Source organism: Kribbella amoyensis, assembly GCF_007828865.1.
Lineage (GTDB): Bacteria > Actinomycetota > Actinomycetes > Propionibacteriales > Kribbellaceae > Kribbella > Kribbella amoyensis.
Genome location: NZ_VIVK01000001.1, coordinates 2120115 through 2141217, shown reverse-complemented (window position 1 = coordinate 2141217; position 21103 = coordinate 2120115). Strand labels below are relative to the sequence as shown.

Annotated in this window: 21 protein-coding genes; 10 read left to right on the top strand and 11 right to left on the bottom strand. The window is 68.5% G+C overall.

All coding sequences use genetic code 11. The features are described from left to right. Positions 1-165: 165 nt before the first annotated feature. Positions 166-492 carry a DUF4333 domain-containing protein gene (locus FB561_RS37825; protein WP_170284619.1) on the top strand — a complete coding sequence of 109 codons (327 nt, stop codon included), beginning with the start codon at positions 166-168 and terminating at the stop codon, positions 490-492. 70 nt (positions 493-562) lie between these two features. Here the strand turns inward: FB561_RS37825 and FB561_RS10230 are convergent, their stop codons facing one another. Together FB561_RS10230 and FB561_RS10225 are read right to left on the bottom strand one after the other, a co-directional pair. Next, positions 563-1045 carry a hypothetical protein gene (locus tag FB561_RS10230; RefSeq protein ID WP_145805414.1) on the bottom strand — a complete coding sequence of 161 codons (483 nt, stop codon included), beginning with the start codon at positions 1043-1045 and terminating at the stop codon, positions 563-565. Positions 1046-1173: 128 nt separating this feature from the next. Then, a complete protein-coding gene (locus FB561_RS10225; protein WP_145805412.1) occupies positions 1174-1614 on the bottom strand; it encodes a VOC family protein in 441 nt (146 codons plus the stop codon). A 460-nt stretch (positions 1615-2074) separates the two neighbouring features. Here FB561_RS10225 and fdhA point away from each other — a divergent pair, with 460 nt between their 5' ends. Then, complete coding sequence (fdhA, locus tag FB561_RS10220) at positions 2075-3289, top strand: formaldehyde dehydrogenase, glutathione-independent (protein WP_145805410.1); 1215 nt, start codon at positions 2075-2077, stop codon at positions 3287-3289. 326 nt (positions 3290-3615) lie between these two features. Here fdhA and FB561_RS10215 read toward each other — a convergent pair whose 3' ends face one another. Continuing rightward, positions 3616-4434, bottom strand: a complete 819-nt coding sequence (locus FB561_RS10215; protein ID WP_145805408.1) for a nitroreductase/quinone reductase family protein — start codon at positions 4432-4434, stop codon at positions 3616-3618. A 243-nt stretch (positions 4435-4677) separates the two neighbouring features. Here FB561_RS10215 and FB561_RS10210 point away from each other — a divergent pair, with 243 nt between their 5' ends. Next, positions 4678-5292, top strand: a complete 615-nt coding sequence (locus FB561_RS10210; protein ID WP_145805406.1) for a TetR/AcrR family transcriptional regulator — start codon at positions 4678-4680, stop codon at positions 5290-5292. On the opposite strand, the gene FB561_RS10205 is transcribed toward FB561_RS10210, so the two are convergent. From FB561_RS10205 to FB561_RS10185, 5 genes are all read right to left on the bottom strand, one after another. After that, positions 5280-6092 carry an endonuclease/exonuclease/phosphatase family protein gene (locus tag FB561_RS10205; protein ID WP_145805404.1) on the bottom strand — a complete coding sequence of 271 codons (813 nt, stop codon included), beginning with the start codon at positions 6090-6092 and terminating at the stop codon, positions 5280-5282. The two genes, FB561_RS10210 and FB561_RS10205, sit on opposite strands and share 13 nt — an antisense overlap. Positions 6093-6486: 394 nt before the next feature. Beyond that, on the bottom strand, positions 6487-7386 hold the full coding sequence (locus FB561_RS10200; protein ID WP_145805402.1) for a carbohydrate ABC transporter permease: 900 nt from the start codon (positions 7384-7386) through the stop codon (positions 6487-6489). After that, the gene (locus FB561_RS10195; protein ID WP_145805400.1) at positions 7379-8323 is read right to left on the bottom strand and encodes a carbohydrate ABC transporter permease; all 945 of its coding nucleotides are present in this window, start codon (positions 8321-8323) and stop codon (positions 7379-7381) included. The genes FB561_RS10200 and FB561_RS10195 overlap by 8 nt, the downstream gene beginning before the upstream one ends. Next, positions 8320-9594, bottom strand: a complete 1275-nt coding sequence (locus tag FB561_RS10190) for an extracellular solute-binding protein (RefSeq protein ID WP_145805398.1) — start codon at positions 9592-9594, stop codon at positions 8320-8322. Before FB561_RS10190 ends, FB561_RS10195 begins: the two co-directional genes overlap by 4 nt. Before the next feature lie 153 nt (positions 9595-9747). Beyond that, positions 9748-10833, bottom strand: a complete 1086-nt coding sequence (locus FB561_RS10185; RefSeq protein WP_145805396.1) for a LacI family DNA-binding transcriptional regulator — start codon at positions 10831-10833, stop codon at positions 9748-9750. 83 nt (positions 10834-10916) lie between these two features. Between FB561_RS10185 and FB561_RS10180 the strand changes: the two genes are divergently transcribed. The 3 genes from FB561_RS10180 to FB561_RS10170 all read left to right on the top strand — a co-directional run bounded on the left by FB561_RS10180 (position 10917) and on the right by FB561_RS10170 (position 15741). After that, positions 10917-11546, top strand: a complete 630-nt coding sequence (locus tag FB561_RS10180) for a DUF624 domain-containing protein (RefSeq protein WP_145805394.1) — start codon at positions 10917-10919, stop codon at positions 11544-11546. Positions 11547-11605: 59 nt separating this feature from the next. Then, positions 11606-13084: a DHA2 family efflux MFS transporter permease subunit gene (locus FB561_RS10175; RefSeq protein WP_145805393.1), complete on the top strand. Its 1479-nt coding sequence runs from the start codon at positions 11606-11608 to the stop codon at positions 13082-13084. A 215-nt stretch (positions 13085-13299) separates the two neighbouring features. Continuing rightward, positions 13300-15741 carry a Tex family protein gene (locus tag FB561_RS10170; protein WP_145805391.1) on the top strand — a complete coding sequence of 814 codons (2442 nt, stop codon included), beginning with the start codon at positions 13300-13302 and terminating at the stop codon, positions 15739-15741. A gap of 76 nt (positions 15742-15817) precedes the next feature. Here FB561_RS10170 and FB561_RS10165 read toward each other — a convergent pair whose 3' ends face one another. Beyond that, complete coding sequence (locus FB561_RS10165) at positions 15818-16531, bottom strand: aminoglycoside phosphotransferase family protein (RefSeq protein ID WP_145805389.1); 714 nt, start codon at positions 16529-16531, stop codon at positions 15818-15820. Positions 16532-16560: 29 nt separating this feature from the next. Then, complete coding sequence (locus tag FB561_RS10160) at positions 16561-16986, bottom strand: helix-turn-helix domain-containing protein (protein WP_145805387.1); 426 nt, start codon at positions 16984-16986, stop codon at positions 16561-16563. 66 nt (positions 16987-17052) lie between these two features. Between FB561_RS10160 and FB561_RS10155 the strand changes: the two genes are divergently transcribed. After that, complete coding sequence (locus tag FB561_RS10155; protein WP_170284618.1) at positions 17053-18252, top strand: MFS transporter; 1200 nt, start codon at positions 17053-17055, stop codon at positions 18250-18252. Here FB561_RS10155 and FB561_RS10150 read toward each other — a convergent pair. Then, a complete protein-coding gene (locus FB561_RS10150; protein ID WP_238334749.1) occupies positions 18215-18619 on the bottom strand; it encodes a winged helix-turn-helix transcriptional regulator in 405 nt (134 codons plus the stop codon). The genes FB561_RS10155 and FB561_RS10150 overlap by 38 nt on opposite strands. Positions 18620-18733: 114 nt before the next feature. Between FB561_RS10150 and FB561_RS10145 the strand changes: the two genes are divergently transcribed. The 3 genes from FB561_RS10145 to FB561_RS10135 all read left to right on the top strand — a co-directional run bounded on the left by FB561_RS10145 (position 18734) and on the right by FB561_RS10135 (position 21008). Beyond that, positions 18734-20116, top strand: coding sequence for an MFS transporter (locus tag FB561_RS10145; RefSeq protein WP_145805380.1), 1383 nt, complete (start codon positions 18734-18736; stop codon positions 20114-20116). A 389-nt stretch (positions 20117-20505) separates the two neighbouring features. Continuing rightward, on the top strand, positions 20506-20700 hold the full coding sequence (locus FB561_RS10140; RefSeq protein ID WP_145805377.1) for a hypothetical protein: 195 nt from the start codon (positions 20506-20508) through the stop codon (positions 20698-20700). After that, on the top strand, positions 20697-21008 hold the full coding sequence (locus FB561_RS10135) for a hypothetical protein (RefSeq protein WP_145805375.1): 312 nt from the start codon (positions 20697-20699) through the stop codon (positions 21006-21008). Before FB561_RS10140 ends, FB561_RS10135 begins: the two co-directional genes overlap by 4 nt. The last annotated feature ends 95 nt before the right edge of the window (positions 21009-21103 follow it).

The following is a 21103-nucleotide window of genomic DNA, read 5'->3' as shown; positions in this document are numbered from 1 at the left end:
GGAATCTCCGGGCCCGAGGCAACAGTCGGCCGAAGTACGGGACGAGTACGGTCAGCGAACTGCCGTTGCCGATCCGTAGGCTCGAGCGTCCGTCTCGTCGGACCTCGTAACCGAAGCGCCACCACGCGATCGGCGTCGGTGGCACCCCCCAAGGAGACTGTGTACATGTTGCTGGCTGTTCGAACAACCCTGGCAGGCGCCGCCTGTGTCCTGGTGGCCCTGACCGGGTGTTCGGTGAGCTTCGGCGATCCGTCCATCTCGAAGGAGACCCTGGAGAAGGGCATCACCGACGCGTTGGAGAAATCGGTCGGCAAGCGGCCCGACTCGGTCACCTGCCCCGGCAAGGTGAAGGCGAAGACCGGAGAGTCCATCCGCTGCGAGCTGGCCTCGGGTTCGTCGAAGTACGGGCTGACCGCAACCATCTCGTCGTACGACAAGGACACCAAGAGCGTGCGCTACGACATCAAGGTGGACCAGAAGCCTGCCAGCTAGGCAATGACCCGGAGAACGAAACCGGGGTGGCTTCCTGATCAGGAAGCCACCCCGGTTTCGGTTGCGCAGGTCAGGCGCGGAACACTCCGAAGGAGTGGATCGTCACCGTGCCGGACTTGCTGACCTTGTTGAAGCGGAGGCGGTAGGTGCCGCTGGGGACCTTGCCGAAGGAGAGCGTCGAGACTCGCTTGAAGGTGGAGCAAGCGAAGTCCGAGGTCTGGTCCGCGTCCCGCCAGACGCCGTTGACCTTCTTCTGCAGTCGCGCGTCCCAGTAGCCGCCGGCCGCCACACCGTAGGTGCAGGAAGCGTTGAAGGAGATCTTGATCGTGCCGCCGTTACCGCTGAAGGTGCGGAGCGCGACGACGGACTCCTTGAACTTGTAATTCGTGCCCTGGACCAGATAGGTCACCGCTTCACTCTGCTCCGCCTTCGCGACGAAGGAACCGGAAAGCACCAGGACAAAGGCGAGAACCGCCAGGGCGCAGTGTTTCAGCTTGCTCAAATCACACCTACTCGTCGAAATCCCCCGTGCCGCCCCCTGTACGCGCGCCATGCTACGAGCCACCCCCGCCAAACCTCTGCCCGTACCAGACCCGTACACCGCAGGTTGGGAATGCCTGTCAGCACAGGTAATTACGGATACGTGATGCTGACCTGTTCGCTGAGTAACCAGGCTGGGGTTCAGGTGAGTTGTTCGGCGAGGCCGACGATGATGCCGCCGGGGCCGCGGACGTAGCAAAGGCGGTAGGTGTCCTCGTACTGGGCGATACTGCCGACCAGCTCGGCGCCGTGGGTGCGTAGGCGGGTGACTACGTTCTCGATGTCGTCGACGGCGAACATGACGCGGTGCATACCCACTGTGTTGTGCGGCTGATTCTCCGGGACCGGGGCGATCGCCGCCGGGGTGACGTACTTCGCCAGTTCGAGGCGGCTGTGACCATCGGGGGTTCGCAGCATCGCGATGTCGCAGCGGACGCCGTCGAGTCCGGTGGTCTGGTCCGCCACCGGGCCCGCGACCTGCGCCTGGCCCTCCAGTTCGAGACCGAGTTCCTCGAAGAACGCGACCGCGGCCGTGAGGTCCTCGACCACGATGCCGACGTTGTCCATCCGCTTGATCGTCATGATGACGGTTCTCCCTCTTCGTTTCGCGGCCTGCCGTGGCCACCGTTGTACCTAGGACGAAGCCGGCGCCACGGACTCGACACCCGGAACGCCACGACTTCCGTGAACCTGACTTCGATTGCCGGACAGCCCTGGTTTGCAGGGGTTTTCGGGGCCGTTGACTGGCCTCGCGTGCCGGGCTAGCGTCGGCAGGGATCCCGTCGCTCTTTGTCGGTCACGCCTCTTCGCGTGGCTCGGTGACGGACGCCGGGGGGCTTTGGAGCAGCGATGACCGCGCCGCTTCCGCCTCGGCGCGTGGCCTTTCGGGTCCGGCATTCCGGCCGGCCCGGTCCGGACTGTCTTCCGCTGGTTCGTGAGCTGGTGATGCCTCTGGTCTGCCTATCGGCGGTCACCGCGGTTTGACATCACTTGCTCGGGCTCCGTCGGGACGACGGAGCCTCTCGGAGAGGAGCTAGCAGTCGTGCCAGGCAACAAGGCGGTTATTTACCAGGGTCCGGGTGAGGTCACGGTCGAGTCCGTCGACTACCCGACGCTCGAACTGAAGGACGGACCGGGAGTCAACCCCGCGAACGTGGGCCGCAAGGTCCCGCACGGCGCGATTCTCAAGGTCGTCGCCAGCAACATCTGCGGGAGTGACCAGCACATGGTCCGCGGCCGGACCACGGCGCCCGCGGGTCTCGCACTGGGCCACGAGATCACCGGCGAGGTGATCGAGACCGGGCCGGACGTCGAGTTCATCAAGGTCGGCGACCTCGTCTCGGTCCCGTTCAACATCGCCTGCGGGCGGTGCCGGAACTGCAAGGAGGGCAAGACCGGAGTCTGCCTGAACGTGAACCCGGACCGGCCGGGCTCGGCGTACGGGTACGTCGACATGGGTGGCTGGGTCGGCGGGCAGGCGGAGTACGCGTTGGTGCCGTACGCGGACTGGAACCTGCTGAAGTTCCCGGACAAGGACCAGGCGATGGCCAAGATCCGCGACCTGACGATGCTGTCCGACATCTTCCCCACCGGGTACCACGGCTGCGTCACGGCGGGTGTGGGCACCGGGTCGTCGGTGTACATCGCCGGCGCGGGACCGGTCGGACTGGCCGCGGCCACGTCGGCCTTCCTGCTCGGCGCCTCCGTCGTCATGATCGCCGATCTGCAGAAGGAGCGGCTGGACCAGGCCAAGAGCTTCGGCTGCGAGACCATCGACGTCTCCACGGGCGACCCGCGGGACCAGATCGAACGCATCCTCGGCCGGCCGGAGGTCGACTGCGCCGTGGACGCGGTCGGGTTCGAGGCGCACGGGCACGGTGGCGAGGCCGGGACCGAGCGGCCGGCGACGGTGCTGAACACGGTCATGGACGTCACCCGGGCCGGTGGCGCGGTCGGTATCCCGGGGCTCTACGTGACCGGGGACCCGGGCGCGAGTGACGAGGCGGCGAAGGTCGGTTCGCTGTCGATCCGGCTCGGCCTCGGCTGGGCGAAGTCGCTGGCGTTCACCACCGGCCAGTGCCCGGTGATGCGGTACAACCGGGCGCTGATGGAGGCGATCCTGCACGACCGCACCCAGATCGCGAAGAACGTGAACGCCACGGTCATCCCACTCGACCAGGCACCACAGGGCTACGCGGACTTCGACAAGGGCGCGGCCCGCAAGTACGTCCTGGATCCGCACGGAATGATCAAGTAGTCAACGGCGAGTCGGGAGCAGGGGTGATCCTGCTCCCGTCTCTCTGTCCGGACGCATCCGTACCGCGATCCGGCAGCGGGCGTAGCATCGAATGTCCCTTGGGGGGTTCATCACCCAGAGAGCAACGCCCATGAGCAACGACACCCAGTTAGACCTCGAGTTCGCTTACACCACATACCGCGACTCCTGCCGCGACCTCTATTCCCCGTACTACCTCTGCCGCCGGCCGAGCGGCCACGATGGTGCCCACGCAGCCGGCTTCGGTACAGACCGACTCCGCTGGGAGCACGAACACGGCCGCTCACCCCACCAGCTGTCCTGACTCCTCACAGCAACGGAATGAGCTTCGCCTCCTCGTGATCGAGGTGGTCGTTCAGGTCTGCGATCAGGCGGTCGACCTTGGGCAGTACCTCGGCCGGGGGTGCCGGCGTACCGACGAGGTGCTGGAGTTCTTCGAGCACGACGGCGATCTTGTCGTGCTCGGACTGGAGTTCGGCGATGGTCGGGGCCAGGTCCGGGTGGGCTTCGAGGAGGGCCGGGAAGAGGCCGATGCTTTCGCCCGTGTGGTGGTAGTGCAGGCCCTGACACAGGGTCAGGCAGTTGATCTTCAGCTGAGCACCGAGCTTGGGTCCGGCGGCGGCGAGTTCTTTGCCGATCACGGTCAGTTCGCGGCGGAAGAGGCCGTGGATCATCAGCAGGGTCTCGGCGAACGAGCCTCCGCGCGGTGAGCCGGGATCGATCTGGCTCAGCGCGACCACGGGAATCGTGCGGGTCGTCCTGGCCTGGTACTCGCCCCAGCCGGCGTCCGCCTCGACCAGGCGGGCGAAGATCTCGTCCCGCTCGGCACCCTCGAGGACGGCGGCGTCCGCCTCGTACGTGAAGGTGCCGGTCTCGACGGTGACGCGGGGCGTGGCGAGGAGGTTGTGGTACCAGTCGGGGTGCTTCGGGCCGCCGCCGGCCGAACCGACGACGAGTACGCGGCCGTCCTTGTCCGGGTAGTAGCCGAGGACGGTCGTGTGCGGCTGCCCGGAGCGGGCGCCGACGGTGGTGAGCAGGAGCAGCCGGGCACCGGCGAACGGTCCGCCGACCTCGCCCTGGTTGGCGCGGAACTCCTGGATGATCTGCTGGGTGAAATCGTTCAGCATTCGCTGCTTTCTGTGCACGGTGGGCAGCACGAAGTGCCCACGCGGAAACGCGGGATAAAGGATCCGTCGCAGCTACGACGGCAGTACCGAAGAAAGAAGCCCGGGGAGAAAGGAGGGCCCCGAGCGGCCCACGCCGCGCTCAGCGCGCAGCCGGGAACCCAACTCGTCCTTGGCTCGAGGCCGACCCGGCAGTCACACCGCGATCCTACGTGACTGCGAGGCCAGGTCGGAGAGAATATCCGCGTGGAAGCCGCACCGTTGCGTGATCGCCTCGTCCAGGCCGGCGTAGAACTCCTCGAGGAGACCGGCCCCGCGGACCTGAGTCTGCGCGCCATCACGCGCCGCGCCGGCGTCTCGCACGGCGCCCCGCGCCGGTACTTCCCGACCCACAACGCGTTGCTGGCCGCGATTGCCGCGACCGGGCTCGCGGATCTCGCCGAGCGCCTCGCCGCCCCGATCGAGGCACCGCCCGGATCCGAAGCGCCGCGCCCGGCCAAGGCCGGGCACAGGACCGGGACAGACCAGGCGGCCGAGGCGAGGTTGGTCGAGTTGGCCCGGCGCTACTTGGCGTTCGCGGCGGAGCGGCCGGCGATGTTCGAGCTGATCTTCCGCCACGACCTGCTCGAGGGTGCGGGTGGCAACCTACGCCGGACGTCGCTCCCCTTGCTGGAGTCGATCGCAACGCTGATCGGGACCGCCGCCCCCGACACCGACGACACTCGCGAACGCGCCCTCGGCCTGTGGACGAACCTGCACGGCGTCGCCGTACTCCGCGCCACCCGTTCCCTCGAGCTCACCTTTGGGGGCGGCGATCCAGCTGTCCTCGCCGACCGAGCAGTCCGCGCCTACCTGCGGTAGAGCTCCAGATCGGCGACGACGCCGTAGTGGTCGCTGAGCTGGGGCGGGTCGGTACCGACGAGACTGGCGTTGGTGACTTCTGCGCGGATGGCATGGGTGTGGGACGAGCCGGTGAAGATGTAGTCGATCCGGCGGTGGTGGATCGACTGGCCGAGGAGCTTGCGGATCTCGGCGGCACCCAAGGGGTTGCCGGTCGTCCAGGTGTGACCGGGTCCGCGGTCCGCGGTCGTCCAGGCGTCGACGTAATGCGCACTGCGGCCGTGCAGTGACTGCAGGCCGCAGAGGTACCTGATCCCCGCCGAGTCCGGAGCGGCGTTCAGATCGCCGGCGATCAAGGAGGGGACGTCGGTCCGGTGGCGCGCGTCGAGCTCGGTCAGGTCGAGCAGTTGGCGTTCGCGGGCGGCCGCGTGGTCGAGGCGCCATGGGGTCGTCGGGGTGATCACTAGTTGGTCGCCGAAGCCCGGCAGCTCCACCGCGACGGCGAGCGTCCACCAGTGCGGGTCCTCGGTGGACTCCCGGACATCGGCCACGCGATGGGGCCGACGGGTCGCGATCGCCGTCCCGTCGTGGGCGAAGTGGTCCGGCAGGCCGGGGAGGACGTCGGCCTGGTGAGTCGCGTGGGCCAGACCGGTGCCGGCGAGGATCTCGGCGAGCTGGTTCCATCCGTCGATCGGATACCGGACTTCCTGAAGGGCGACGACGTCCGGAGCCAGCCGGCGCAGTTCGGCGTTGATCGCCGCGCTCCTTTCCCGGCCGCCTGTGTCGCTCTGGACGTTCAGCGTGAGCACTCGTTGGCGCATGACTGCCTGAGTTCCCCAGAGATCGCCGGCCCAAAAGTCACGAAAGGTGAGCGCGTGAGTTCGGCCGGTCACAAACTTGCGGCAATAGCAAGGTTCTGACAGAAATCCTGCGGGGGTGTGGCGAAAAATATTGAGGAAAGCTGTAACGCACTTCACCTTGTGACGATAAATGGAACGAGCGGCCTGGCTGGGGGGCTTGGTGGACGCTCCGGTGTTTCTTCGGGACCACCGAACGTGGAGGGGCCCCTGCAGGTGCTCACCCGGGGCGGGGTGAGTACCTGCGAAGGGGACCCGACAAGGGGGGACAGTGCGTCCCACGGGGCGGTGGGACGCACAGCAAGAGCCGACGTCGGCCCAGGTGGCCGACGCCGGCTCTTCTCCTTGTCCGGGGTCGTCAGCCCTTGATGCCCACGTTCGCCATGCCCTCGACGAACCGCTTCTGGGCGAACACGAACATCACGATCATCGGCAGCGTCGCGAGCGCCGTCCCGGCCATCAGGTACGGCCACTGCACCTCCGCCGGGTTCTGCGCGAAGATCGCCAGGCCCAGCTGGAGTGGCCGCATCGAGTCCGACGTGGTGATCATCAGTGGCCAGAGGAACCCGTTCCAGGCCGCCTCGATCTGGAACACGCAGATGGTGATCAGGGCGGGCTTCACCAGCGGCGTCATGATCCGCCAGAAGATGCCGAACTCGCCGAGCCCGTCGACCCGGGCCGCCTGGGCCAGCTCGCTCGGGATCGACACGTAGAACTGCCGGGCCAGGAAGGTGAACAGCGGGGCCGCGCCGAGCGGGATGATCAGGCCCCACCACGAGTTCAGCCAGCCGATGCCGCCCTGGCCGAGGATGTTGTTGCCGCCGAACAGCGGGATCGACTTCACGATCAGGAACAGCGGCACCAGGATGATCTGGAACGGCACCAGCAGCAGCAGGATGAAGTAGCTGAGCAGCGCCTTCGAACCGCGGATCGGCAGCTTCGCCAGCGCGTACCCCGCGGTCGTGCAGACCGCCAGCGTGAACGCCGTCTCACCGACGGCGATGATCAGGCTGTTCCGGAAGTACCGCAGGAACGGCGCCGTCTGCATCGCCTCGACGAAGTTGCGCCAGCGCAGTTCGCCGGGCAGCCAGGAGAACTTCATGATCTCCAGGTCGCTCTTGAACGCGGTCAGCACCATCCACACGAACGGCGTGATCATCAGCAGCGCGCCGATCGTCAGCACCACGTACAGCACCACCCGGCCCGGGCGGATCGAGGGCTTGCCGGCGGAGACCGCGGGCACCGTTGCGCTAGTCATTGACATCCGCCTTCTGGAGCAGGCGCCCGACGCCGATGAAGAGCGCGATCAGGATCATCATGATCACGGTCTCGGCGGACGCGTAGCCGAGTTTGAGGTCCTGGAAAGCGTTCTGGTAGATGTCCAGCACCAGCACGCGGGTCTCGGTCCCGGGGCCGCCCCGGGTCATCACGTAGACCAGGTCGAACACCTGGAACGTGCCGACGATCGAGGTGATCAGGACGAAGAACTGGACCGGGCCCAGCGCCGGCCAGGTGACGTTGCGGAACTTCTGCCACCGGTTCGCACCGTCCAGGTCCGCCGACTCCAGCAGATCCCGGGAGACGCCCTGCAACGCGGCCAGGTAGATGATGATCTTGGTCCCAAGGCCCTGCCAGATCCCGACCACCATCAACGACGGCAGCGCGGTCCCCGGCTCGGCCAGCCACTGGTTCGGCGCGAACCCGAACAGGCCGAGGAACCCGTTCGCCAGACCCGAGCCCGGGTTGTAGATCCACAGCCAGATGGTGGCGATCGCGACCGTCGCGGTCACCGTAGGGATGTAGAACGCGGTCCGGAAGAAGCCGATCGCGCGGATCTTCTGGTTCAGCCCGATCGCGATCGCCAGCGAGATCGCCATCGACAGCGGGATCACCACGATCGCGTACAGGACCGTGTTCACCAGCGACGCCTGGAAGTCGACGTCGCGGAAGAGTTCGGAGTAGTTGCCGAACCCGACCCAGCTCCAGGAGTCACCGAAGCTGTAGTCGGTGAGGCTGAGGGCGAGCACCGCGATCACCGGGACGACGATGAAGATCGCGGAGTGCAGCAACGCCGGGGACAGCAGCAGCCAGCCGGTCCGGACCTGACTGCGGATCAGCTTGCGGCCGTCCTTGGCGGGCGCGACCTTGCGCGGCTCGGTGACCCTGCTGGTGGGGTGTTCCAGGGTGGCGCTCATCGTGACTGTCCTGCCAGGTTGGCCAGTACCTTGGCGGGATCCTTCTGACCGAGGACCGCCTGGGTGAGCTGGATGTCGAAGTTGCCGCGCATCTCCAGCCAGTTGGCCGGCGGGCTGTTCTCGTTGACCGCGTACGGCAGACCCTCGGCGACGAACTTGCTCAGCGGGTTCGACTGCGCCTGCGGCGAGTTCACCGCGTCCTTGTACGCCGGGATCTTCTTGTTCAGCTTGGCCATCGCGTCCAGCGTGGTCGGCTTGGTCATCGCCTCGATGAACGACCAGGCCGCGTCCTTGTGCCGGCTGCGGGAACCGATCGAGGCCAGGTCACCACCCAGGTACTCGATCTCCTTCCCGCTGTTGAACCGGAAGAACTTCAGGTCGTCGCAGTTCTTCTGGCCGATGCCCTTGTCGGAGCAGTCGACCGCGCCGCCCACGATGCCCATCGCCGCCTCACCAGTGAAGACGAGAGGCTGCTTGGCCGCGTTCTCCTGGCCGTACGGCTGGACGTTGTTGATCATCGACTTGACCCACTCCAGCGTCTCCAGGCCTTTCTGGTTGTCGAAGTTGGGCTCGCCGTTGACGTAGACCGGCGTGCCCGTCGAGGCCAGGAAGGTGATGTAGGACTGCCGGAACCCGCTCGCCGACGCGAGGTCGAACCCGCTCCGGGTGATGGTGCCCTCGGCGTCGCGCTTGGTCAGCTTCTCCGCCGCCACCTTGATCTCGGCGAGCGACGTCGGCGGCTTCTCCGGGTCCAGCCCGGCCTCGCGGAACGCGCTCTTGCGCAACGCGACCGCGCGGGCGTCGGCGATCAGCGGGTACGCGTAGATCTTGCCGTCGTAGGTGGCCGGCTCGACCAGGCCGGGGGTGCTCTTGTCCCGGATCAGCTCGGGCGTCACCCCGTAGTCGCCGAGGTCGGCGAAGATCCGCTTCGACGCGAACGGCTGGATCCAGCCGACGCCGGTCACCATCACGTCGTACGGGATGCCGGCCGCGATCGACGTCGACATCTTCTCGTTCAGGTTGTTGTACGTCGCGAAGTCCGGCTCGACCTTCATCTTCGGATAGGCCTTGTGGAAGTCTTCGACGACCTTGTCGAACGCCTCGCGTCCCCGGGTACTGGTCGGGAACGACGGGAGCAGTACCCGCAACGTCCCGGTCGCCTCCGCGGGCGGCACGCCGTCCGTACTCTTGTCGATCACCCCGTTGCCACAGGCGCTCGCGACCAGTCCCACGACCGCCGCCAGCACCACCAGTCCAGCACCACGTCTCACAGGGGAACTCCTTCGCTCCGAGGACCCCGGCGGCCCGTGAGCACCGGACCACCGAGTGCAGCGAAAGTATGGGAAAGGGCTTTCCTCGTCAATACCCCAGCGGTCGAATGAACAAAATCGATCACGGATGGGAACCTACCCGCGCTGGTTCCGTCAGCCGGAACGACTTTCGAGGATTCTCGGCTGGTTGGTGGCGCCACAGGACTCGCGGATTCTCAGCTCGGGGAGGAGGTTGAGGTGCTGGGTCGGGTGCGGCTGGGTGGCCTGGAGTTTGCGGAGGAGGAGCTCGCAGGCGGTCTCGCCGATCGTGTACTTCGGCGGGCAGACCGCGGTCAGCGGGACGACGGCGAGCGCCGCGGTCTCGTCGTTGTACGCGATGACGCTGAGGTCCTCGGGGATCCGGAGGCCCTTCTCCATGGCCCGGTCGAGGAGGCGGGCGGCGTGTTCGTCGGAGTGCACCAGGACCGCCTTCGCACCGAAGGACTCGCACTCGGCCAGGAAGGCGTCCAGCTGGGACAGGGTCGTCGGGTCCTCACCCCGGGCCGGGAGCTCGACCGGGGAGACGAAGACGTCGACGGCGAGCGCCTTGGCGGCCTGTTCGATGCCGTGGCGGAGCCAGTGCGCGGTGACGCTGGCGTTGAGGTTGATCCCGATCCGGGTGTGCCCGAGGGAGGCGAGGTGGCGCAGCGCCAGCGCCGTACCGTACGCGTGATCGGTGCGGACGTGGTCGTACTCGCGAGCCACGTGCGGGAACCCGAAGGCGCGTTCCATCAGCACCACCGGGACGTCGATCCGGTCCAGCCAGCGGCCGAGGTCCCTGGCCCGGCCGTCACCGAGCGCGGTACTGATCAGCAGCCCGGCCACGCCGAGACCGAGGATCCGCTCGACCCGTTCGCGTTCGACCTTCACGTCGTACCCGGACACGCCGAGCACCAGCCGGGCGCCGTACCGGTCGGCCGTCGCCTCGGCGCCGCGGATCACGTCGGTGTAGTAGAACGTCGAGCTGGGGACGACGATGCCGACGGTGAGCTGGCTGCCCGGGGTCGACCGGCCGGCCGAGCTGGTACCGACCGCGCCACCGTGGACCCGGCGGAGTTGCCCGGCCGCGTCCAGCTCGGCGAGATCACGGCGTACTGTGATCGCGGACACGCCGAGCTCGGCGGCCAGTTCGGCCACCCGGAGCCGGCCATGGCGGCGCAGGCTCCGCAGGATCAGCTCGTGACGCTCCGGTGCCAGCATGTGGTCGGTCCCTTGTGATCTGTGCGTGATTGTTTGTGATCATACGATCATCACCGGCCGGTGAAGAACCAGAAGGAGCCGAGGTGACCGAAGGAACCAGCAGGACCAACGTCGTGATGGCGAAGCTGTCGATCGTGGGCGACCTGCTGCTGTTGCAACTCCTCTTCCTGGTGCTGAGCTTCGGCATCGTGACGCTGTTCCCGGCCGCATTCGCGCTGCAGCGGGTGCTCCCGTACGCGATCGGCCAGGAGCACCCTGCGTTGCTGCGCCGGTTCTGGACCGAGTTCAAGTGGGCCTTCCGGCGGTTCTGGCTGACCGGGCTCGGGCTGTACTTCGGCGGGGTGGCGCTCGCGTTCGGGCTGCTGTTCTGGACGTCGACCGGGGGCGTGATCCGGTACTTCGCGCTGGCGGTACTGGTGCCGTTGACCGGGATGATCGTCGGGCTGTATCTCAGCGCGCTCGCCGTGCTCCCGGATGCCGGTGACGAGACGACACCACGGGCCCTGTTCCGCGCGGCCAACCTGTTCCTGCTCCGCAAGTCGCTGCCGATCGCGGGTGGCGTGGTCGCGCTGGCCACCTGGTTCCTGCTGGTCGCGCGGTTGCCCACCGTGTTCGTGATCGGTTCCGGGCTGGTTCCGGCGCTGCTCGCGTACTGGATCTCGCGAACGCCGGCGAAGCGCCAGGAAAAAAGTTCCGGGGACGTGTCAATCTGAGCACCTCTGGTCCGACGTAGGGGTGTAGGCACCCACACGGACCAGAAGGAGAACGACCGATGTACGCGACGACCGAATCCCTGGCGACAACGCCGACTGCGCCGGGCGGCCGCTCGCGCTGGGCGGCTCTCTACACACTGTGCGCGGGCATGTTGATGATCGTGCTCGACGTGACCGTGGTGAACGTGGCCCTGCCGGTCATCCAGGACGACCTGGGCTTCACCAACTCCTCCCTGGCCTGGGTGGTGAACGCGTACCTGATCGCGTTCGGCGGGCTGCTACTGCTGGCCGGCCGGCTCGGCGACCTGCTCGGCCGGCGGAACATCTTCGTGGCCGGGCTGACCGTGTTCACGCTCGCGTCGGTCTGGTGCGGGCTGGCCGGATCGCAGGAGATGCTGGTGGCGGCCCGGTTCGTCCAGGGCATCGGTGGCGCGCTGACCTCCGCGGTGATCCTGGGCATGATCGTGACGTTGTTCCCCGAGCCGCGCGAACAGGCCAAGGCGATCGGCGTGTACGCGTTCGTGGCGTCGGCCGGCGGGTCGATCGGCCTGCTCGCGGGTGGCGCCCTGACGCAGGCCATCAGCTGGCACTGGATCTTCTTCGTGAACCTGCCGATCGGCATCGTGACCGCGGCGCTGGCGATCCGGCTGATCGAGAAGGACAAGGGCCTCGGAATGGGCCGCGGGACCGACGTACCGGGGGCCGTGCTGATCACCGCCGCGCTGATGGTCGGCGTGTTCACCATCGTCAGCCCGGCCGCCGAGCTCGGCTGGACCGCGCCCCGGACGATCGCGCTGGCGCTGCTGACCCTGACCCTGCTGGCCTGCTTCGTCGTCCGCGAGGCGACCGCCGCGAACCCGCTGGTGCCGCTGCGGATCTTCCGGTCCCGCAACCTGACCGGGGCGAACCTGATCCAGGCGCTGTCCAGCTCCGGGATGTTCGGCATCTTCTTCCTCGGTTCGCTGTACCTGCAGCGCGTGCTCGGGTACGACGCGCTGGAGATCGGGCTGGCGTTCCTGCCGACCACGCTGGTGATGGGACTGCTGTCGGTCCGGTACTCCGAGAAGCTGGTGATGCGGTTCGGCGCGCGGCGTCCGCTGATCGCCGGGCTGGTGCTGATCGTGATCGGGCTGGCGCTGTTCACCCAGGCGCCGGTGGACGGTAACTACTTCGTCCACGTCCTGCCGGTGCTGCTCCTGCTCGGCCTGGGTGGCGGCATCTGCTTCCCGGCGTTGATGGGGCTGTCGATGGCGGACGTGAAGCCGGAGGACGCGGGTCTGGCGTCCGGCCTGATCGGGACGACCGCCGAGGTCGGCGCCGCGCTGGGCCTGGCCGTCCTGGCCACCCTCTCGGCCACCCGGACCGAGTCGGTCGCCGCCGCCAAGCCGGTCCTCGAGGCCCTGACCGACGGCTACCAGTTCGCCTTCGCCGTCGCCGCCGGCATCGTCGCAGCCGCCGTCGTCATCGCCTGCACCGTGATGCGGCCGGCCCGCGAAACCGAGCCGGTCGAAGAGGAGCTGGCCCTCGACGCGGCCTGAGTACCACCAGACGAACCCCGAGCCCGTCACCAACCGGTGGCGGGCTCGGGTGTTCTCGTGCGCGGACAGTTGTTCGCACGGGTTTTGTCCGCAGGGGGTGTGGGCTGGGTCGTGGTTCGGGGGTGGGATGGGGAAGGATGTCTGCCTGACGGGAACCGCCGACGGGGCGGCTGACATTCTCGTCGCCCAGTTGGACGTAGAGGGGATACGGCACAGTGGTTTTGCAGTCGATCGAGCAGCGGATCGCCGCCGAGCTGGAAGTCGGCGAGGGACAGGTCCGGGCAGCCGTCGGGTTGCTGGACGAGGGCTCGACGGTTCCGTTCATCGCCCGGTACCGCAAAGAGGTCACCGGGATGCTCGACGACGCGCAACTGCGCACACTCGAGGAGCGGTTGCGGTACCTGCGCGAGCTCGAGGAGCGCCGGCAGACCGTGCTCGAGTCGATCGAGAGTCAGGGCAAGCTGGACGACGCGCTGAAGGCGTCGATCCTGGCCGCCGAGACGAAGTCGCGGCTGGAGGACATCTACCTGCCGTTCAAGCCGAAGCGGCGGACCAAGGCGATGATCGCCCGCGAGGCCGGCCTGGAGCCGCTGGCCGACGGGCTGCTCGCGGACCCGGGCGTCGAGCCGCTGGCCGCGGCCGCGGTGTTCGTGAACGCCGCGGCCGGGGTGGCCGACGGGCAGGCCGCGCTGGACGGCGCCCGGGCGATCCTGGTCGAGCGGTTCGCCGAGGACGCCGACCTGATCGGCGAGCTGCGCGAACGGGTCTGGGGCCAGGGCCGGCTGGCGTCGACGGTGCGCGAGGGCAAGGAGACCGACGGCGCGAAGTTCTCGGACTACTTCGACTTCGACGAGCCGTTCGCGAAGATGCCGTCGCACCGGATCCTGGCGATGTTCCGCGGCGAGAAGGAGGACGTGCTCGCGCTCAGCGTCGAGCCGCTGCCGGAGGGCGCCGAGGTGGACGGCCCGACCGAGTACGAGACGACGATCGCCCGCCGCTTCGGTATCGAGAACCAGGGCCGCGCGGCGGACAAGTGGCTGGTCGAGACGGTCCGGTGGGCCTGGCGGACGAAGATCCTGGTGCACCTCGGCATCGACCTGCGGATGCGGCTGCGGCAGACCGCCGAGGACGAGGCGGTCCGCGTCTTCGCGGCGAACCTGCGCGACCTGCTGCTCGCGGCCCCGGCCGGTACCCGGGCGACGATGGGCCTCGACCCGGGCTTCCGGACCGGCGTGAAGGTCGCCGTCGTGGACGCCACCGGCAAGGTGGTCAACACCGGCGTCATCTACCCGCACGTCCCGCAGAACCAGTGGGACAAGTCGATCGCGACACTGGCCGCGCTGGCCGCCGCGCACAACGTCGAGCTGATTGCCATCGGCAACGGTACGGCCTCGCGCGAGACCGACAAGCTGGCCGGTGAGCTGATCGCCAAGCACCCCGAGCTCAAGCTGACCAAGGCGGTCGTGTCCGAGGCGGGCGCGTCGGTGTACTCCGCGTCCGCGTTCGCGTCCCAGGAACTGCCCGGGATGGACGTGTCGCTGCGGGGCGCCGTCTCGATCGCACGCCGGCTGCAGGACCCGCTGGCCGAGCTGGTGAAGATCGACCCGAAGTCGATCGGCGTCGGGCAGTACCAGCACGACCTCCCGGAGAACTCGCTGTCCCGGTCGCTCGACGCGGTCGTCGAGGACTGTGTGAACGCGGTCGGCGTCGACCTCAACACCGCCTCCGCGCCGCTGCTCACCCGGGTCTCCGGGATCACCCCGGGACTGGCCGACAACATCGTCCTGCACCGCGACCAGAACGGCCCGTTCAAGTCCCGGTCCTCACTGAAGGACGTCCCGCGGCTCGGCCCGAAGGCGTTCGAGCAGGCGGCCGGCTTCCTCCGGATCCCCGACGGCGACGACCCGCTGGACTCCTCCAGCGTGCACCCGGAGGCGTACCCGGTGGTCCGGCGGATCCTGGACCGGACCGGTTCGGACCTGAAGGCGCTGATCGGGAACAGCTCCGCGCTGCGGTCGCTGAAGGCGGCCGAGTTCGTCGACGACACCTTCGGGCTGCCGACCGTGACCGACATCCTGGCTGAGCTGGACAAACCGGGCCGGGACCCGCGGCCCGCGTTCAAGACCGCGACGTTCGCCGACGGGGTGGACAAGATCGCCGACCTCAAGCCGGGGATGAAGCTGGAGGGCCAGGTCACCAACGTGGCCGCGTTCGGCGCTTTCATCGACATCGGTGTCCACCAGGACGGGCTGGCGCACGTGTCCGCGCTGTCGAAGAACTACGTGAAGGACCCGCGCGAGGTGGTGAAGCCGGGCGACATCGTCAAGGTGAAGGTGCTCGAGGTCGACATCCCGCGCCAGCGCATCTCGCTCACCCTCCGCCTCGACGACGAGCCGGGCAGCGGTGGCGGTGGCGGCCGCTCAGGCGGCGAGCGTGGCCAGAACCGTGGCGGCGGCCGCGGCGGCAACTACAGCAGTGGTGGCGGTCGCGGGCCGGGTGGCGGTGGCCGCGGTGGTCAGGGCGGCGGTCAGGGCCGGGGCGGACAGGGCGGCCGCGGTCAAGGTGGCCAGGGCCGCGGCGGGCAGCAGAAGGAGACCCCGATGGACGAGGGCTCCCTCGCCGACGCCTTCCGCAAGGCCGGCTTCACCGTCCGCTGAGCCTGCAGCAGTAAGCACTGATCCGGCCGGTACCCCGCGGGGGTGCCGGCCGGTTCTGCGTCTGCGCCGGTCGCTTCTAGGCGGCGAGATGCGCCTCCAGCGTGCGTTGATGGGCGTCGAGCCAGTGGAGGGCGGTCTGGACGTCTTTGTGCTTCTGTGCGGAGAACGGGTCGGTCTGAGCCGCTCGGAAGGCGAGGATGCGCTCTTGTTCGCGCCGCAGGGCGGGGAGGAGGGCCGCGTGCAGCTTGGGCCCGTCGTCAGCGGCGTACGCGTCGCAGGCCAGGCGGAGAAGGCGAGCATGCTCCCCCGCCGACGTCGACGAGAGGCCGAGGTCCAGGAACGTCCACAGCAGATACGCCAGGTCGTCCGCCCGCGGTCCGGGCGCGGCTCCGTCGAAGTCGATCACGGCTGTCGGGTGGCCGGCGGTGAGGATCGTGTTCCACGGCGCCAGGTCGTGATGGCACACGGTCTCGGCGTCACCGGCCTCGGGCGTACCGGCCAGCGCGTCGTGGATCGCTCGAACCAGCCGCACCATCGCGACCAACTGCTCGTCGGTCCACTCGTACCGACCGTGAGCCGTCTCGCCCGCCTGGTAGCTGAGGATCTCGCGCCCGTACTCGTCGACCCCGAGGAACCGCGGCACGCCACCCACGTCCGCCTCCGCCAACCGCAGCAGAACCCTGTGCGCAAAGGGAGATCGCACGCTCATCGGCCGACGAACGGTCTCGCCGACTCGTACTACGCCGGCCACCGTCCGCCCGCCGGACAACGGCCGTTCCACGTCGCTCATACGGATCACGTTGCCCAGGACAACCTGCCCTAACCCTCGGACGACAGCAGGATCAAGTCGAGCAGCCGATCCAGATCGGCCTGGGTCGGTGGCCCGGGAAGGACCTCGGCCAACGCCTCCAACGTCGCCACGAGGCGCTGCTCGACCGTACGCCGGGTGCGCCCCTTCGCAAGCCGCCGCAGGACCGCCTGGGCGCGCGCCGAGGACGCGACCAACTCGCCGAGCTCCGACGTCGTACCACCATCCTCCACCGCATCCGAAGGGGACGCGATGGTGATCCGGAGCTCGGCCCCGAGTGCCGTGGAGAGGCGGTCGAGCGCGGCGACGGTGGGGTTGCCGCGGCCGTTCTCCAGGTTTGCGATGTACGGCACCGACAGGCCCGCGTCCATCGCGACCGACGCGATCGTCCGGCCGGCCGCCTTCCGGCGCTCACGCAACTCCGTGCCCAGGTCCATGCCGACAGCATATCCCTACAGAACACACTTGCCGAAAACTGTTCTGACAAGATAACGTCGCCGACCGTGCGGGACTTCCGGCTGGTGTGGGCGAGCAGCGCGATCTCGGGGATCGGATCGTGGCTGCTGATCGTCGCGATCCCGGTGCACGTGTTCCAGGTGACCGGATCGGTGGCGGCGACCGGGCTCGCCCTCGCGCTCGAATCCCTGCCCGCATTGGCGATCGGGCCATGGGCCGGCGTCCTGCTCGACCGGTGGCACCTGGCCCGCGCGATGTGGCTCGCGGATCTGGTCAGCGCGGCCGCGGTCGCGCTGATCCTGTTCGCCGACTCCCCGAGCCGGATCTGGCTCGTCTACGTAGCGATCCTGGTCGAGAGCGTGGCGACCACCGTGTTCCGGCCGGCGGCGCGCGCCCTGGTACCGGCCGTGGTCGGCACCGGGCCCGAACTCGCCAGGGCGAACGCGCTGACCGCCTTCTCCGGCAGCGTGATCCGGCTCGCCGCACCACCACTCGGCGCACTCCTCCTGGCCGGCCCGGGCATCACCTTCGTCCTCTACACCGACATCGCCAGCTATTTGTTGTCAGCAGCAATCATCGGCGCGATCCGGACCCAGCCACCGCGCTCCCAGGGCGAGGCCGCCCGGCCACTCGAAGGCTTCCGGTACGCCGGCCGCCACCAGGCACTGCGCGGCCTCCTGCTCGGCAACGGCATCTTCTTCACCGCCAACGCGGGCCTCACGGCGCTGCTCGTACCGTTGACGGTGGATCGCCTGCACGCCCCTGGATCCATGGTCGGCTACCTGATCTCCGGACTTGGCGCCGGCTACCTCGTCGGGGCCGCGCTGGCCACGAAGGCCCAGTCCTGGTTGGGGATTCGCGACCTCCTCGCGACGACCCAGGCCGTGGCCGCGGTCGCGTTCTTCGGGCTCGTCAACGCGCCGTCGGTTCCGTGGGCAATCGCGGCCACCTTCCTCCTGGGCATCCCCGGCAGCATCCTCCTGATCACCACCCAGACCACCCTTCAGCGAGCCACCCCAAGCGACCTGCTGGGCCGTGTCGGCGCCCTGTTCTTCGCGATGGACGCCCTCACCGTCATCGTCGGCGCACTCCTGGCGCCGGCCCTGACCCACCTGGCCGGGCTTCCCGTGACTCTCAACCTGCTTGCTGCCATGGCCGTCCTCGCGGCGCCCGTCACGCTCGCCGCGGTACCGCGTCATCCCGCCGACATCAGCCTGCCGAGGACGACGCCTTCCCCGAAGCCGTGACAGCGGATTCGCGGGCGTCGTACGCGGCGCGGGCGGCGGCGATCTGCGACTGGTGGGTCTCGGTCCAGGTGACGAGGGACTGGATCGTGGCGTGCAGGGTGACGCCGAGCGGAGTGAGCTCGTAGTCGACCCGGGGCGGCACCACCGGGTGGACGGTCCGGCTGACCAGGCCGTCGCGCTCGAGCTGGCGCAGCGTCACGGTGAGCATCCGCTGGCTGACGCCGTCGATCGTCTTCTTCAGCTCGGTGAAGCGCATCGATTGGTCGTCGAGCAGCGCGATCACCAGCAGCGACCACTTGTCGCCGATCCGGTCCAGGATCTGCCGGACGTCGCAGTCCTCGCGGGTGTCCCACTGGAACGCGTCCACGGTGCAGCAGGAGTGACTCGGTTCCTTTGAAGTGCCTTCTTCCACAAAACCTGATGGTTCCTCACGATGGGTTCAGTTACAAGAGATAACCGACCTCACGATGGGGAACCACCAATGTCCTCGACCGTCACCCCGGAGCGCCTGACCGGGCGCTCCTGGGCCGTTCTGCTCGTCCTCTGCGGCGCGATCTTCCTGGAAGGCATCGACGTCTCGATGATGGGCGTCGCGCTGCCCTCGATCCGGGCCGAGCTCGGCCTGTCCACCGCCGAACTGCAGTGGGTCGTCAGCGCGTACGTGCTCAGCTACGGCGGCTTCGTCCTGCTTGGCGGCCGGGCCGCGGATCTGCTCGGCCGGCGCCGGATGTTCGTCGGCTGGCTGGCCGTCTTCCTGGTCTTCTCCGGCCTGGGCGGCTTCGCGACCGAGGGCTGGGTACTGATCCTGGCCCGCTTCGTCACCGGGGTCGCGGCCGCCTTCATGACCCCGGCCGGCCTGTCCATCATCACCACCACCTACCCGGAGGGCCCGCAACGGACCAGGGCCCTGCTCGTGTACGCCGGGACCGCGGCGGCCGGGTTCTCGCTCGGCATGGTCACCGGCGGCCTGCTCACCGCGATCGACTGGCGCTGGGTGTTCTTCGCCCCGGTCGTCCTGGCCACGGCGCTTCTCGTCAGCGCGCTGAGACTGATCCCCCAGGAGGCCGCCGTCGCCAGGGTGTCCGGCGGCTTCGACCTCGCCGGAGCGCTGACGTTGACAAGCGGAATGCTGCTGCTGGTCGCGACCGTGGTCCGGGCCCCCGACGTACCGGTCGGGCAGACCGTGGCCACGGCGATCGCGGGAGCGTTGTTACTTGCGGTGTTCGTCGCGATCGAACGGCGAGTGGCGGCGCCCCTGATCCGGTTGGGGCTGCTGCGCAATCTCCCGTTGGTCCGGGCCAACCTCGGGGCGGTCCTGCTGGTCGGGTCGTTCGTCGGGTTCCAGTTCGTGGCCGTGCTCTATCTGCAGGAGTTGCGGCACTGGTCCGAACTGGAGACCGGACTCGCGTTGATGGTGATCGGTATCGACGCGGTCCTCGCACCGACGCTCACGCCGCGGCTGGTCGACCGATGGGGCAACAGCCGGGTGGCGTTCGGCGGATTCGTGTTCGCGGCCGCGGCGTACGCGTTGTTCCTGCCGGTCGGGGTGGACTGGACCTACCTCGCGATGCTGCCGACGCTGATCCTGCTCGGACTCTCGTTCGCGCTCGCCTACGGGCCGTTGACGATCGCGGCGACCGACGGAGTGGCCGAGGAGGAACAGGGCCTGGCGAGCGGCGTGCTCACCACCTCGTTCCAGTTCGGGTCCGCGCTCGGGCTGGCCGTGGTCGCCGCCGTCCTGGCCTCGTCCGAGGTGCTGACCCTCGAGAGTTTCCGGACCGCGTTGGTGGTCCCACTGGTCGCGGCGGTTCTCGGGCTCGCGGCGACCGGACCCGGCCTCGCGAGGAGAACGCTCGTCTCCTGAAGGAAAACCTTCCGCCGGCGGCGGGTGGACGGCGTGTCCGCGCCCACCGCCGGCGGTTCGGTCGGCGCTGCGTACCGGAACTGTTGCCGTGAGTTACCAGGGCATCCGACTATTCAGCGCTCACCGAAATTGCCCGCACTGCCCGAATCGTATCCCTAAATCCCTGCAAACATTCTTGACAGCGGTATTCACGTGACCTTCTCGAACCCCTCCCCGACGCCCTGACCTGCGGTTTCACCGGCCGGCGGCGAGCAGCGTCAAGGCTCTGTAAAGGTCCCTGCCGAACTGTTCCCGGTACGCCAGGCTTTGTTGTGTTCTTTATCCAACGCCGCAACCGTTGCGTCGCCCGGCAGCACACCGGGTGACCGATCAGCAGAAGAAGGCACAGGATGAGCGAGTCGCTGGAGATCGCCACGGAGCACCGCCGGGTGCGGGTCTGGTTCGGCGCTCACCCGATCGCGGACCACACCGCCGCGGCCGACCAGGCCGCGCAGTACGAAGAGGCCATGCGCCGGCGGTTCGCCTCGCTCCGGGTCACCAACGAGCCGGTGCCGGCGGCAACCACGCTGGAGACGGCGCGATGACCACCCGCCCCACCCTCCTCGGCTACCTGCGCGCCGACGCGCTCAGCTGCGCCGAGGAACTGGCCGACGCGACGGACTCGCTCGTCGCCTTCGCCAGCGCGGAGGGCTACACGCTCGGCACCGTGTACACCGAGCGGGACGCCGCCGAGTCGGCCGCGTTCCACGCGCTGCTCGACGAGGTCCGCCGGACCGACGTCCGGGCGGTCGTCGTCCCGACCATGCAGCACCTCGGCGCGGTCGGTTCGCCGGCGGCGCACCAGCAGATCGAGTTCCACCAGGCCGGCGGCTGGACGGCCGGCGCGTTGTAACCCACAGACAAGCGGAGCCGGCGTCTTGACCCCTGCATCGGCGCCGGTTCCGCTCTCCAACTTCCACAGCTGCACCGGGGATGCCCGGGTGGTAG